General features: G+C 30.8%; 15 protein-coding genes. 12 read left to right on the forward strand and 3 right to left on the reverse strand.

Annotated elements, in window-relative coordinates; genetic code table 11:
* Positions 1–2: 2 nt before the first annotated feature.
* The 3 genes from JL193_RS02620 to JL193_RS02630 are packed head-to-tail and all read left to right on the forward strand — an operon-like array spanning position 3 to position 2,740.
* Positions 3–683, forward strand: a complete 681-nt coding sequence (locus JL193_RS02620; protein WP_207972354.1) for a DUF2490 domain-containing protein — start codon at positions 3–5, stop codon at positions 681–683.
* Positions 684–685: 2 nt separating this feature from the next.
* Positions 686–1,990, forward strand: a complete 1,305-nt coding sequence (locus JL193_RS02625; protein ID WP_207972355.1) for a DUF819 family protein — start codon at positions 686–688, stop codon at positions 1,988–1,990.
* Positions 1,991–2,029: 39 nt separating this feature from the next.
* Positions 2,030–2,740, forward strand: coding sequence for a DUF4369 domain-containing protein (locus JL193_RS02630; protein WP_207972356.1), 711 nt, complete (start codon positions 2,030–2,032; stop codon positions 2,738–2,740).
* A gap of 195 nt (positions 2,741–2,935) precedes the next feature.
* On the opposite strand, the gene JL193_RS02635 is transcribed toward JL193_RS02630, so the two are convergent.
* Together JL193_RS02635 and JL193_RS02640 are read right to left on the reverse strand one after the other, a co-directional pair.
* A complete protein-coding gene (locus JL193_RS02635; protein WP_207972357.1) occupies positions 2,936–3,784 on the reverse strand; it encodes a TIGR00266 family protein in 849 nt (282 codons plus the stop codon).
* A 75-nt stretch (positions 3,785–3,859) separates the two neighbouring features.
* Entirely contained in the window at positions 3,860–4,315 is a 456-nt protein-coding gene (locus JL193_RS02640; RefSeq protein WP_207972358.1) for a DUF4442 domain-containing protein, read from the reverse strand.
* 235 nt (positions 4,316–4,550) lie between these two features.
* Between JL193_RS02640 and JL193_RS02645 the strand changes: the two genes are divergently transcribed.
* From JL193_RS02645 to JL193_RS02665, 5 genes are all read left to right on the forward strand, one after another.
* Positions 4,551–4,976, forward strand: coding sequence for a DUF4870 domain-containing protein (locus JL193_RS02645; protein WP_207972359.1), 426 nt, complete (start codon positions 4,551–4,553; stop codon positions 4,974–4,976).
* A gap of 92 nt (positions 4,977–5,068) precedes the next feature.
* The gene (locus JL193_RS02650) at positions 5,069–5,413 is read left to right on the forward strand and encodes a PadR family transcriptional regulator (RefSeq protein WP_207972360.1); all 345 of its coding nucleotides are present in this window, start codon (positions 5,069–5,071) and stop codon (positions 5,411–5,413) included.
* The gene (locus JL193_RS02655; RefSeq protein ID WP_207972361.1) at positions 5,406–7,058 is read left to right on the forward strand and encodes a PspC domain-containing protein; all 1,653 of its coding nucleotides are present in this window, start codon (positions 5,406–5,408) and stop codon (positions 7,056–7,058) included. Before JL193_RS02650 ends, JL193_RS02655 begins: the two co-directional genes overlap by 8 nt.
* Before the next feature lie 97 nt (positions 7,059–7,155).
* Entirely contained in the window at positions 7,156–7,881 is a 726-nt protein-coding gene (locus JL193_RS02660) for a head GIN domain-containing protein (RefSeq protein ID WP_243456814.1), read from the forward strand.
* Between the two features lie 213 nt (positions 7,882–8,094).
* Positions 8,095–8,619, forward strand: coding sequence for a nuclear transport factor 2 family protein (locus tag JL193_RS02665; protein WP_207972362.1), 525 nt, complete (start codon positions 8,095–8,097; stop codon positions 8,617–8,619).
* Positions 8,620–8,869: 250 nt separating this feature from the next.
* On the opposite strand, the gene JL193_RS02670 is transcribed toward JL193_RS02665, so the two are convergent.
* Positions 8,870–9,277: a DUF2721 domain-containing protein gene (locus JL193_RS02670; RefSeq protein ID WP_207972363.1), complete on the reverse strand. Its 408-nt coding sequence runs from the start codon at positions 9,275–9,277 to the stop codon at positions 8,870–8,872.
* A 98-nt stretch (positions 9,278–9,375) separates the two neighbouring features.
* Here JL193_RS02670 and JL193_RS02675 point away from each other — a divergent pair, with 98 nt between their 5' ends.
* From JL193_RS02675 to pdhA, 4 genes are all read left to right on the forward strand, one after another.
* Positions 9,376–10,134, forward strand: coding sequence for a DUF1206 domain-containing protein (locus JL193_RS02675; protein ID WP_207972364.1), 759 nt, complete (start codon positions 9,376–9,378; stop codon positions 10,132–10,134).
* Positions 10,135–10,338: 204 nt separating this feature from the next.
* On the forward strand, positions 10,339–11,007 hold the full coding sequence (locus JL193_RS02680; RefSeq protein WP_207972365.1) for a M15 family metallopeptidase: 669 nt from the start codon (positions 10,339–10,341) through the stop codon (positions 11,005–11,007).
* A 74-nt stretch (positions 11,008–11,081) separates the two neighbouring features.
* Positions 11,082–11,753: a hypothetical protein gene (locus JL193_RS02685; protein WP_243456815.1), complete on the forward strand. Its 672-nt coding sequence runs from the start codon at positions 11,082–11,084 to the stop codon at positions 11,751–11,753.
* A gap of 128 nt (positions 11,754–11,881) precedes the next feature.
* Positions 11,882–12,871 carry a pyruvate dehydrogenase (acetyl-transferring) E1 component subunit alpha gene (gene pdhA, locus JL193_RS02690; protein ID WP_207972366.1) on the forward strand — a complete coding sequence of 330 codons (990 nt, stop codon included), beginning with the start codon at positions 11,882–11,884 and terminating at the stop codon, positions 12,869–12,871.
* Positions 12,872–12,873: the final 2 nt, after the last annotated feature.

Below are 12,873 nucleotides of genomic sequence, written 5' to 3' on the forward strand. Positions count from 1 at the left end.
ATATGCGTAAAATAATTATTGTATTGTGTTTGAGTTTTATAGCGTATAAAACTCAGGCACAAAAACTGGCCGAAAATCAATTAGGAGCTTGGTATATGTATAATGGTTCTCATAAATTATCAGAAAAATATTCTTTAAAAACGATGGCACACTTTAGATATTACGAACTTGCCAGTGAGTTTCAACAAGAAATTTATAGATTAGGTCTTAATTATACTTTTACCCCAAAAACCAATGTAACTTTAGGGCTTAGTTACGCTACAGGAGACTTGGCGTACGATACTTCTTCTGCAAATTTATATGAGTATCGTTTTTATGAAGATTTAAATTTAAATTCGAAATGGGGTAAATTTAATGCCAAACATCGTGTTAGGCTCGAACAACGTTTTATTCATAAAAATATCGTAATAGATGAGTTTCAAAATTGGATTCGTTACGACTTAAATATTAGCTATCCATTTTCTAAAACTTGGAGTGTATATGCTTTTAATGAAATATTTTTAAATTTAAATAGATCTAAAAGATTTGTTCAAAACTGGACAGGCGCTGGATTCTTACACAAATTAAACAACAATATTAAATTAAAAATGGGGTATTTTCAAATTAAACTTCCAACTAAAGTTTTAAAAAGGGTACAATTAGGTATTATTTTAAACACCAATTTTTCTAAAAAAACAAACTAATTATGAAACCCATTTTTACAAACGACGCCATTGTTTTTGGCATTTTAATGCTCTCTTTAGGGTTTGTTTTTTATACCGAAAGTATAAAAACTGGTTTTTGGCCGAAGTTTTACAAAATTGTTCCAGGTTTATTTATGGCGTACTTTTTACCTGCTGTTTTTACCACAATTGGCATTATTGCTCCAGAATGGGAAACCACGAGAGCAACAGGAGAAATTGTAAGTGGTGGCTCGCAACTATATTTTATTGCAAGTCGTTTTTTATTACCAGCTGCATTGGTTTTAATGACTTTAAGTATCGACTTAAAAGCTATTTTTAACTTGGGTTCTAAAGCATTAATTATGTTTTTTACAGGAACTGTAGGCATAATTATTGGTGGCCCTCTTGCCATTCTTTTAATTTCTATATGCTCTCCAGAAACGGTTGGAGGTGCTGGTTTCGATGCAGTTTGGAGAGGACTTTCTACCTTAGCAGGAAGTTGGATTGGTGGTGGAGCAAACCAAACTGCCATGTTAGAAATTTACAAATACAATCCTGCAAAATACGGAGGAATGGTTTTTGTAGATATTGTAATAGCCAATGTTTGGATGGCTGTTTTACTAATAGGAATTGGTAGAAAAAACAAAATTAACAAATGGTTAAAAGCCGACACTACTGCAATTGAAGAACTGAAAGAAAAAGTGTCTTCTTTTGCACGAAAAGTAAAAAGAAATCCAACTTTAACAGATTTAATGATTATGCTCGCCATCGCCTTTGGAACTGTAGGTTTTGGGCATTTTTCTGCAAAATACTTAGGAACATTCTTTGGCGATTTTGTAGCCTCTATGGATTCGCAAACTTGGCGAAATATCTTTTCGTTTTTAGGCTCGAGTTTTTTCTGGTTAATTAGCATTTCTACAATTGTAGCAATTTTGTTATCATATACAAAAGCAAAAAATTACGAAGGTGCAGGTGCTAGTAAATTAGGGAGTGTTTTTATTTACATTTTAGTGGCAACAATTGGTATGAAAATGGATTTAAAAATGATTTTTGACAATCCGGGTTTAATTGCCATTGGTTTCGTTTGGATGAGCATTCATGCAGGATTGCTCGTCTTAATTGCCAAACTAATTAGAGCACCTTATTTCTTTTTAGCGGTTGGAAGTCAAGCAAACGTTGGGGGTGCAGCTTCTGCCCCAATTGTAGCACAAGCTTTTCATCCTTCTTTGGCGACTGTAGGGGTTTTATTAGCCGTTTTTGGATATGCAATTGGAACAGTTGGTGCAATTTTATGTACAATTTTAATGGAATTAGTTGCAAACATTTAAAAAAATAAAGCATCTTTGCAATCGCAAAATTTTAATATTATGAAGAAAATAATTGGATTCATTTTAGTCGCTATTTTAGCCATTGCATGTTCCTCTAAAAAAGACGGGAACATGATTGTTGAAGGAAATATTAAAGGCTTAAAAAAAGGAACTTTATATCTGCAAAAAATGCAAGACACTGTGCTAGTTTCTGTAGATTCTATAACCGTTTTTGGCGATGGAAATTTTAGATTAACAGACAATGTAGCATCTCCAGAAATCTACTATTTAACTTTTAATGGAAATGTAACCAATAAAAGAATTTTATTTTTTGGAAATAAAGGTACCATTACAATCAAAGACAATATCGAGTTATTTGGCTTTAACCCAGAAATTACGGGCTCTAAAAACCAATTGATTCTTAACGACTACATGAAAATAAATTCGAAATTCCAAAGTCAAAGCTTAGAATTTGTTAAAAAAGAGTTTGATGCAAGAAAAGAGAACAATAAAAGTTTGCTAGAAAAACTAGAAAAAGACTACCAAAATATGATTAAAAGAAGGTATTTATATACCACCAACTTTGCAGTTACCAATGCAAATTTTGAAGTTGCACCTTATATTGCTTTAACAGAATTGTACGATGCAAATATCAAATTATTAGATACCATCAATAATTCATTATCCGAAGACGTTAAAAATTCTACTTACGGAAAACGTTTAGATAAATATATAAAAGAGATTAAAGAAAAGGAGACAGAAAACAAATAATTTTCTTTTAAAGCATATTAAAATTTATCATTTCGACTGTAATAGAGAAATCTTATTTATTGAATTTCAATATTTTAGATTTTTAGATAACTTCGTTAGCTACCTTCAATCAAAATATATTTTGATTTTAGTGGTGCTCAAAAATAACAGTTAAATTTACTTTTGTGACTGCCTCTTATTATTTTTTATAATTTACTAAAAACGATTGTCACCGTCTAAAAGATCTCCAATTCCACCTAAAACACTTCCTTCTCCTCTTTTACCACCTCCAGTTCTTGGTGCCATTGCTAAAACTCTTCCTGCTAACCTACTAAATGGTAAAGATTGTATATAAACCGTTCCAGGACCTCGTAAAGTTGCGAAAAATAAACCTTCGCCACCGAAAATAGTATTTTTAATACCACCTACAAATTCTATATCATAATCTACTTCTTTTGTAAAACCTACAATACAACCTGTATCTACTTTTAAAACCTCTCCAGGTTTTAGTATTTTTTTCGCCATAGTTCCGCCAGCATGAATAAAACCCAAACCATCACCTTCCATTTTTTGCATAATAAATCCTTCGCCACCAAACAGACCTCTTCCTAATTTTTTTGAAAACTCAATACCAATTGAAACCCCTTTTGCTGCACATAAAAAGGCATCTTTTTGGCAAATAAATTTTCCGCCAAACTCTGTTAAATCAATAGGAATAATTTTACCTGGATAAGGAGACGCAAACGAAACTTGTTTTTTTCCTACGCCATTATTCGTAAAAACCGTCATAAATAAGCTTTCGCCAGTTAAAATTCGCTTTCCTGCAGAAAATATCTTTCCTAAAAGTCCTTTTTCTTGATTAGAGCCATCTCCAAAAATAGTATTCATTCCTATTTGATCGTCCATCATCATAAAAGTACCAGCTTCTGCAACAACACCTTCTTGTGGATCTAATTCTATTTCTACAAATTGCATTTCTTCACCAAAAATCTGGTAATCTATTTCGTGAGCATTTTTTCCGCTGCTATATTTTGAAGAATTTTGAGGTATTCTATCTTGATACATAATTTTAGTTATTTATAGTGAAACATTTAATGTAAGAGTATAAAATTATAAAAATGTTACAAAACTTTATAAGATTTATTTTTTTACTCTTACACTCCAATGAAATTGAAACTTAGAAACCACTACTCCATCTTCGTTTTTTCCTTCGGAAGTTAAAATAACCATTTGGCCTTCTCCTGTTTTAATAGAGGCTTTAATTGCGTTTCTAATTTCATTTCCTCCTTTACAAGTAAATATTATTTTACCAGTGGCTTTTTTATAAAAATCTGCTTCTTGATACGTAACCAGCATCGACACTTTTCGTTTAGAATCGTAAATTGCTTTCATCACTAAAATACCAGTTGGCATTTCTGCAGCCATTCCTTGTGCCGCCCAAAACATACTTTTAAACGGATTTTGATTCAGCCATTTGTATTTTATAGAAACAACAACTTCTGTATTTGTAATCGAACGCACTCTTACGCCTCCAAAATAAGCCAAAGGGAGTTTTACTAGGTTAAAAAAGTTTACTTTTCGTGGAGTAAATTTCATTTCTATTTTAAAATTTAAAGAAATAATTATTTTTTGTTGAAATTATTTCGGAGTACAATATACTTAAAATTAAATAATAAAAAACTCAACAATAGCAAATGTTACAGCTCGTATTTGGTTTAAAAAACACATTTCGCTAAATGTTAATAAAATGTTAATTATAGTACTATGCATTGCATAATACCTTTTTAAAGACATATATTTGCATAAGAAAGTATTATATAGATTTAATAAAATGAAACAAAACAACGAAAATACCAACGCTTTATTAATACATTTATCTGCCTTTGCAGGTTTTATGTTTCCTTTTGGAAATATAGTGGCACCATTAATTGCATGGCAAACTTTAAAAGATAGAAGCCTTTATTTAGACGAACAAGGGAAAGAAGCTGTAAATTTTAACATCAGTTACACTTTATATGTTTTTATCATAAGCATTGCATTTGTACCCTTTGCATTTGGCTCTATTTTTAGAAATTTTCGAGACTTTAACAATATAGACATCCATTTAAATTTCGATAATCTTTTTGGTTTTATAAGTTTAGGATCTATTGCAGGCATTATTTACTTGATAGGAATTGCTCTGGTAATTATAGCTTCTTTAAAAGCCAAAGATGGTGAGAATTACAAATACCCTTTTACCATAAAATTTGTAAAATAAAAAATGAATAAGCACAAAATACATACAAAAATTAACTTCCTAAGTTTCTCTTTCGTAGAAAGCGTTCAACTAGGAACTCAACCAACAAAAACATGAAGATAGAAAACACAAAAGCACAAATGCGAAAAGGTGTTTTAGAATATTGCATATTGTCCATCTTAAAAAAAGGCGATGCTTATACTTCTGAAATTCTTTCGACACTAAAAGGTGCAGAAATGATTGTGGTTGAAGGGACCATTTATCCATTATTAACACGTTTAAAAAACGCGGGTTTGTTAACCTATAGATGGGAAGAATCTACTTCTGGGCCACCAAGAAAATACTACGTTTTAACAGAAAATGGAAGCATGTTTTTAAAAGAATTAGACAAAACATGGAGCAATTTAATAAATTCAGTAAACCAAGTAATCAGCAAAAAACCAACTAGAGATGAATAAGACAATAAATATAAATTTAGGCGGATTTTTCTTCCATATAGACGAAGCCGCTTATCAGAAATTAAAAAGATATCTAGAATCCATTTCTAGGTCTTTAAGTGACGATCCGCAAGGAAAAAACGAAATTATTGCAGATATAGAAGCACGAATTAGTGAACTTTTATCAGAAAAAATCACAGACGCAAGACAAGTGGTTAACGAAAGTGATATCGACGATATTATTGCCATTATGGGTCAGCCAGAAGACTATGCAGAAGCAGAAGAAGCTTACGATAATTCTAGCTATTCTTATAAAAGAAACAATGCCTCTAGAAAAAAATTATTTAGAGATGGAGACGATAAATTTATAGGTGGTGTCGCTTCTGGAATCGCACATTATTTCGACATAGATACCATTTGGATTCGTCTTGGTTTGTTAGCACTGTTTTTTGGAGCTGGTTTTGGAATATTTTTATACATTATTTTATGGATTTTACTGCCTGAAGCAAAAACAACTGCCGAAAAATTACAAATGGAAGGCGAACCTGTAAACATCGATAATATTGAAAAAAAAATTCGAGAAGAATTTAATAATGTTTCCGAAAATGTAACGGTTTTTGCAAACCAAGCATCAGAAAAAATAAAAGATGGTGCAAATGAGTTTTCACAAAAAATGAGCAAAACTTTTAGAGCAAAGACCAAAAAAAATAACGGCCTGCAAGATTTTTTAAACGCATTGGGCAACATTTTCTTAGTACTTTTAAAAGTAATCGGAAAATTTATTGGAGCCATCTTAGTATTTGTGGCAGCAGCAGTTATTTTATCTCTTATTATTGGAGGGTTTTCTGTAGGGAGCTTAGAATTTTTAAATTTTGGAGAAGAAATGCTACAATATCCAGAGTTTTTCTATGCATCAACCATACCTATGTGGGTATTAACATTGTTTCTTTTTTTACTTGTAGGCATACCGTTTTTAGTCTTATTTGTATTAGGTTTAAGAATACTTTCTAGCAGTGTAAAACAATTTAGCAAAACAACTTCTTTAACACTTTTAGGAATTTGGATTATTGCTTTATTAGGAATCATTTTTGCTGGTTTAGAATTTGGAGCCTCTCATGCAAATTATGGAAAATCTGTAGAAAAAGATATCTTAAATATTCGTACTAATGATACGTTGGTTTTAAAAATGAAAAACGACGATACCATATATTACCAACACAACTTAAGAAAAAGTTCTCGAAAATATAAGGTAGAAATAGACGATAAAATTGTGGCATATTCTAATAATGTAGAAGTTAATGTAAAGAGAAGTGTTACTAACGAAGCCTATATTATTATACAAAAAGAATCTCGTGGAAAAAGTAGAATGATGGCAAATAAAACTGCCGAAAAAATAGATTATAAATATAAAGTTACTGGAAACGAAGTTGTTTTAGATGCTTTTTTCTTGTCTAAAATTACCAACTTTTGGAAAGATGAAGAAATAGATATTACTCTTTTTATTCCAGAAAATATGACAATTTATTTCGATAATTCTGTAAAAAACTTTATTTACAATATTAAAAATAACGAAAAAATTCGCAATAGAGATATGCTAGATAGGTATTTTACCATGGGCAAAACCACTCTAAACTGCACAGATTGTGTAAAAGAAGAAAAAAATTAAGTTACAATTGAGCTTTAAATTATAACAGTTGGGCAACTAAACTTTTGTTGTAAGCGTCTATTAAAAGACTTTTACAATCTAAAAACAAACCATAATCATGACAAAAACAATCAACAAAATCGTCGCAATTCTTTTTTTGGCAACCGTATTTACCTCTTGTGGAGTAGATATGCTTAACAAAGTTAATGGAAATAGAAATGTAGTTACAGAAGAAAGAAAAGTAAACGAAAACTTTTCTGGTATAAAAGTAAGTACAGGAATCGATTTATATATCACACAAGGAAACACAAACGAAGTAACCATAGAGGCTGACGAAAATTTACACGACATTATTATTACAGAAGTAAATGATGGTATTTTAAAAATTTATTCAGAAAAAAATATTTGGAGAGCAAAAGCCAAAAAAGCACATGTTACAATCAAAAATTTAAACCTTTTAAAAGCTACAAGCGGAAGCCATGTTTATGGAAAAGGAGTTATTGAAACGCAAGAAATGTCTATTGCAGCTACAAGTGGGGCAGGTATAAATTTAGAAATAGAGACACAAAGTGTAGAAACGGCTGCTACAAGTGGAGCAAAAATTAACATTGCTGGAACTACCACCAACCATGCTTCTAGTGCCACCAGTGGAAGTTCTATAGATGCCTATGATTTAAAAAGTGCCAATGTAATCGTAAAAGCTACAAGTGGTGCTGGTATAAACATTTTTGCAACCGATAAAATAGAAGCAAAAGCTACAAGTGGTGGAGATATCGATTTTAAAGGAAACCCCCAAAAAGTAATTAAAAAATCTTCTTCTGGAGGAAGTATTTCAAAAAAATAAAAATAATTTTTGTCGGTTCGAGCGCAGTCGAGAACTAGTTAGTTAAAATAAACCTTTCAACTGAACTCAAGGAAACAAAAAAATAAGTTCTATTGATTATATACTAAAAATTTAATTTATCAATCTAAAGAATTAGAAGTAAAATTCAATCAACCCAAACCAAGATCTCTTGAGGCTAGAAATAGCCTCAAGTTTTCAAAAAACAAATCAACTATGAACTCTTTTTTAGAATTTTTTAAAGATTCTCTACTCATTAAAATAATCATTGCAATTATACTATTCTTGTTTCACTTTATTAGCAACGCACAAGAATCTAAGAATTCTGAATTGTACCAAATCTTAAAATCTAAAGATAGTATTATTTTCGAAAATGCTTTTAACACCTGTAATTTTAAAGAGTTAGAAACAATAATTTCAAACAATTTTGAGTTTTATCATGATGTTGGTGGCATTCAAAATAAAAAGCAGTTTTTTAAAACTGTAAAAGAGAATATTTGTCCCAATCCAGATAATTTTGCAAGAAACCTTGTAGAAAATTCTTTAGAAGTTTTTCCGATGAAGAAAAACGGACAATTATATGGCGCGATTCAAAAAGGGAAACACACCTTTCAAGAAAAACAAAACGGAAAATTAACAACAATTGGTATTGCAGATTTTACACATCTTTGGATACTCGAAAATAAAATTTGGAAATTAAAAAGGGTTTTAAGTTACAACCACAAACCCTATTCCAATTAAAAAATTATTAGAAAGCTAACTTCTAATAATCTTACTAATACTTGGTTTTATTAGTTTACTTGGTAAGACGTCGTTTTGTAAAAAACGGCGCTTACTTTTTTAATTTACCATTTTTTGTTTCTAATTCAAAAAATAACTTCGTTAACGGCCGATTACAAAAAAAACTTACATATTTTTTATTCGGTTTTTATTTGCTAAATTTAACTGCTACTTCAAGCAATAATCGTACATAAATACGTTAGCAAAAACTTTACTTCTTCTCTAAGTGCTCCTCTATATCTGCAATATGGTGTTGCAAAGCTTGTGTAGAAATTTGTATTTCTTTAATCAATAAAGCCAAAGAAACAATCAATAAAACAAGTGCAAATCCAAAAATATAAACAGCTGTAATTTGTAAACCAACATACATTAAAAACATTGTTAAAACACAAAACAACAAACTGCTAATGCCAAAAATTTGCATCCATCTTGTAAGATTTAAACGCAATTTCAAATTTTTAATTTGCCTTAATAAAGAGTCGTCTTTCTTTTGTAAATAAATATCGTGTAAATTTCTAATAACAGCTGCATACGCTAAAAAACGATTTGTATATGCAAGCATAATTAAAGAAATTGCCGAAAATAAAAGTGCGGGGGTTGTTAAAGTTAGTTGTTCCATAAAAAAAATCAAAATTAGGTAATAATTTTAAGACAAAAGGTATTTTCTAACGGTGTTATCGGCTTTTTTTGAATTAAATTTGCAGTAAATATTATTTTGTGATTCAGAAAGTTAGAAAATTTGGTTTCCTTACAAAAGGCTTCATCTATGCAATTATAGGTGTGCTAACCTTTTTAGCTGCCATGGATCTTGGCGGAAAAGTTTCCGATAAAAATGGGGTTATTAATTTTTTAGAAAATCAAATTTTCGGAAAAATAGTATTATTAATTGTAGGTTTAGGAATGCTTTCTTATGCAGTTTGGCGTTTTTACAAATCGTTTTTAGTCGTAAAAAAAGAAGACAAAAAAACCAAATATTTTTTGTGCATCGATTTCTTTTTTCGGGGCATTATATACGGCTCTTTTGCTATTTCTATTTTATATAAAGTTTTCAACCAGTCTAAAACTAGAACTTCAAAAGAAACAATAGTGGCAAAAATTTTACAATTAGAAATGGGTACTTATATTGTGTATGCAGTTGCCATAATTATATTTGCATCTGCGATCAATCAATTTTATATTGTTTACCAAAATATTTATTTAAAAAATATCGAAAAATCTAAAAATATTGCTTCTTTTAACTTTTTAGAAAAATCTGGTAAATTTGGCATTACCTCAAGAGGAATTTCATTCTTAATTTTTGCATGGTTTATTTTTAAAGCGGCTTCCGAGAAAAATCCCGATAAAATTAAAGGAACGCAAGAAATGTTTAATTATTTACACGATTTAACATTGGGCTCTGTTTTAATGGCAATTATGGCATTAGGCTTTTTAAGCTATGGTGTTTTTCAATATTTTTATGCAAGATATGGCGAATAAAGAATTTCTTGAAACCAACGATCCTCGAAGCAAATCACAGAGGTATTTCGCTAGTTTTATTTTGATCTAAAAAGGTCAAAAACCAAAATGCTGTATTTAGATTTCCGTTTTCACGGGAATGGCAATTTCAACCAAAACTCCTAGGCAGAACCCCAAGGAATTCTTTTCGATTAAAGTTGCTTTGTTTTTATGTATTTTTGAGAAATGAAAAAACTTTTTTTACTTCTTTTTTTTACAATCAATTTTGCAGGGTTTTCGCAAGAACTTCCAAAAGGTTTTACCTATTTAAGTTCTGTAGATAGCACCATTCAATCGGAATTAAGGTATCTCTCTAACAATAATTTTATAGGCAAACCAATTGATGGATATAAAAGTAATTGTGTTATTGTTTCCTTCGAAACAGCCAATGCTTTAAAAATTATTCAGCAAAAATTATTAAAAAAAGGACTCAGTTTAAAGATTTTCGACGCCTACAGACCACAACAAGCCGTAAATTATTTTGTGCGTTGGGCAAAAGTACTAAACGATACCTTAATGAAAAAAGAATACTATCCAGAAGTACCAAAATCTCAACTTTTTAAAAGAGGATATATTGCTTCAAAATCTGGGCACACAAGAGGAAGCACAGTCGATTTAACCATTGTTAATCTAAAAACAGGAAAAGCATTAGATATGGGCAGTCCTTACGATTTTTTTGGTCCCCAATCGCATCCATTTTATAAACATATTACTAAAAAACAAAAAGAAAACAGGCTAATGTTACGTAAAATTATGATGGAACATCATTTTAAACCCTATAATAACGAGTGGTGGCATTTTACATTAAGAAACGAACCTTTTCCAAAAACATATTTTAATTTTCCCATCGATTAAAAGTTTAACAAAATTGAAAGAACTTCAACAAAAATCGGCATTATATTTGCTCTTGTTACTGAAACGTTTTTAAAATGAATCAAAAAATAAAGTTTACATTTCTTACCCTATGCTGTTTAATTACTGTTCCATTTTTTGGGCAATTAGATAAAGTAAATGGCGGAAAAACAAATGAAAAAGGAACATCTATTACTTTAAAAAACAAGAAAACTTCAGTAAAACCAACTTCTATCGAATTAAAAGGCGATTTGGGTTTTAAAAAAGCATACGAAATAGAACAAAAGAAGTTACAACAACAGCAAGACAAAGAAAAACTTTTAAACAAAGGAATTTTAACAGAAAAAAAATTAACCGAAGCTCGTTTTTTAAAAGCATTTAAGAAAATAAAAGGTCGCTATATTTATCCAAAAATCGATCAAGATTTAGGTAGCATTCGAACAAACTCGAATAGTGTAAATATTATTTGTAGAGATTATCAATACCCAGATGGAGATAGGGTGACTATTTTAGTAGATGGTATTCCTGTAGTAACCAACATTGTATTAAAACAGCGCTACCAAAGTTTTAATATTCCCTTAAAAGTTGGTATTAATAAAATAACCATATTGGCTTTAAACCAAGGAACTTCTGGTCCAAATACTGCTGCATTTAAAGTTTATAACGATGCTGGTATGCTACTTTCTTCTAACGAATGGAATTTAGCCACAGGTGCAAAAGCTACGTTACTGGTCGCAAAAGACAAATAAACAGCCTACGAAATCGTTTGAGTTAAATCGAAAAATGATGTTTTTTTATTCTATTTAAAACCGTTATTTTTGTATTCCGATTCTAAAAAACCAAATTAGAATCTTCATTACAAATAAGAATCATTAGAATGAAAAAAATCACCAAACAAACCTACTTAGATTGGTACAAAGACATGCTTTTTTGGCGTAAATTCGAAGACAAGTTAGCATCCGTTTACATTCAGCAAAAAGTAAGAGGTTTCTTACATTTGTACAATGGACAAGAAGCTATTTTAGCAGGAGCCTTACATGCAATGGACTTAACGAAAGATAAAATGATTACTGCATACAGAAATCACGTACAGCCAATTGGTATGGGAGAAGACCCTAAAAAAGTAATGGCAGAATTGTTTGGAAAAGCAACAGGAACCTCCAAAGGAATGGGCGGTTCTATGCATATTTTTTCTAAAGAATTTCGTTTTTATGGAGGGCATGGAATCGTTGGAGGGCAAATACCTTTAGGAGCAGGCATTGCATTCGCAGATAAATACAAAGGTAGCGATGCTGTAACATTAACCTGTTTTGGAGATGGTGCTGCAAGACAAGGCTCTTTACATGAAGCTTTTAACATGGCAATGTTGTGGAAATTACCCGTAATTTTTATTGTTGAAAACAACGGTTATGCAATGGGAACTTCTGTAGAAAGAACAGCAAATCATACAGATATTTGGAAACTTGGTTTAGGTTACGAAATGCCTTGTGGACCAGTTGACGCGATGAATCCTATTAAAGTCGCAGAAGCTGTAGATGAAGCAATCCAAAGAGCAAGACGTGGAGATGGACCTACTTTCTTAGAAATGAAAACCTATAGATATAGGGGGCATTCTATGTCAGATGCACAGCATTATAGAACAAAAGATGAAGTTGAAGAGTACAAAAAAATAGACCCTATTACGCAAGTAAAAGATGTTATTTTAGAAAAAAAATACGCTACAGAAGAAGAAATATCTGCAATAGATAAAGAAGTAAAGAAAATGGTGGCCGAATGCGAAAAATTCGCAGAAGAATCTCCATTTCCAGAAACTCAACAATTGTATGATATGGTTTATGAACAAGAAAATTATCCTTTTATAAGTTAAGA

Source organism: Polaribacter batillariae (assembly GCF_017498485.1).
GTDB lineage: Bacteria > Bacteroidota > Bacteroidia > Flavobacteriales > Flavobacteriaceae > Polaribacter > Polaribacter batillariae.

Excerpts from the sequence above, each read along its gene's own strand:
- JL193_RS02620 (WP_207972354.1), top strand. The coding sequence starts at position 3 with ATGCGTAAAATAATTATTGTATTGTGTTTGAGTTTTATAGCGTATAAA.
- JL193_RS02625 (WP_207972355.1), top strand. The coding sequence starts at position 686 with ATGAAACCCATTTTTACAAACGACGCCATTGTTTTTGGCATTTTAATG.
- JL193_RS02630 (WP_207972356.1), top strand. The coding sequence starts at position 2,030 with ATGAAGAAAATAATTGGATTCATTTTAGTCGCTATTTTAGCCATTGCA.
- JL193_RS02635 (WP_207972357.1), bottom strand. The coding sequence starts at position 3,784 with ATGTATCAAGATAGAATACCTCAAAATTCTTCAAAATATAGCAGCGGA.
- JL193_RS02640 (WP_207972358.1), bottom strand. The coding sequence starts at position 4,315 with ATGAAATTTACTCCACGAAAAGTAAACTTTTTTAACCTAGTAAAACTC.
- JL193_RS02645 (WP_207972359.1), top strand. The coding sequence starts at position 4,551 with ATGAAACAAAACAACGAAAATACCAACGCTTTATTAATACATTTATCT.
- JL193_RS02650 (WP_207972360.1), top strand. The coding sequence starts at position 5,069 with ATGAAGATAGAAAACACAAAAGCACAAATGCGAAAAGGTGTTTTAGAA.
- JL193_RS02655 (WP_207972361.1), top strand. The coding sequence starts at position 5,406 with ATGAATAAGACAATAAATATAAATTTAGGCGGATTTTTCTTCCATATA.
- JL193_RS02660 (WP_243456814.1), top strand. The coding sequence starts at position 7,156 with ATGACAAAAACAATCAACAAAATCGTCGCAATTCTTTTTTTGGCAACC.
- JL193_RS02665 (WP_207972362.1), top strand. The coding sequence starts at position 8,095 with ATGAACTCTTTTTTAGAATTTTTTAAAGATTCTCTACTCATTAAAATA.
- JL193_RS02670 (WP_207972363.1), bottom strand. The coding sequence starts at position 9,277 with ATGGAACAACTAACTTTAACAACCCCCGCACTTTTATTTTCGGCAATT.
- JL193_RS02680 (WP_207972365.1), top strand. The coding sequence starts at position 10,339 with ATGAAAAAACTTTTTTTACTTCTTTTTTTTACAATCAATTTTGCAGGG.
- JL193_RS02685 (WP_243456815.1), top strand. The coding sequence starts at position 11,082 with ATGAATCAAAAAATAAAGTTTACATTTCTTACCCTATGCTGTTTAATT.
- pdhA (WP_207972366.1), top strand. The coding sequence starts at position 11,882 with ATGAAAAAAATCACCAAACAAACCTACTTAGATTGGTACAAAGACATG.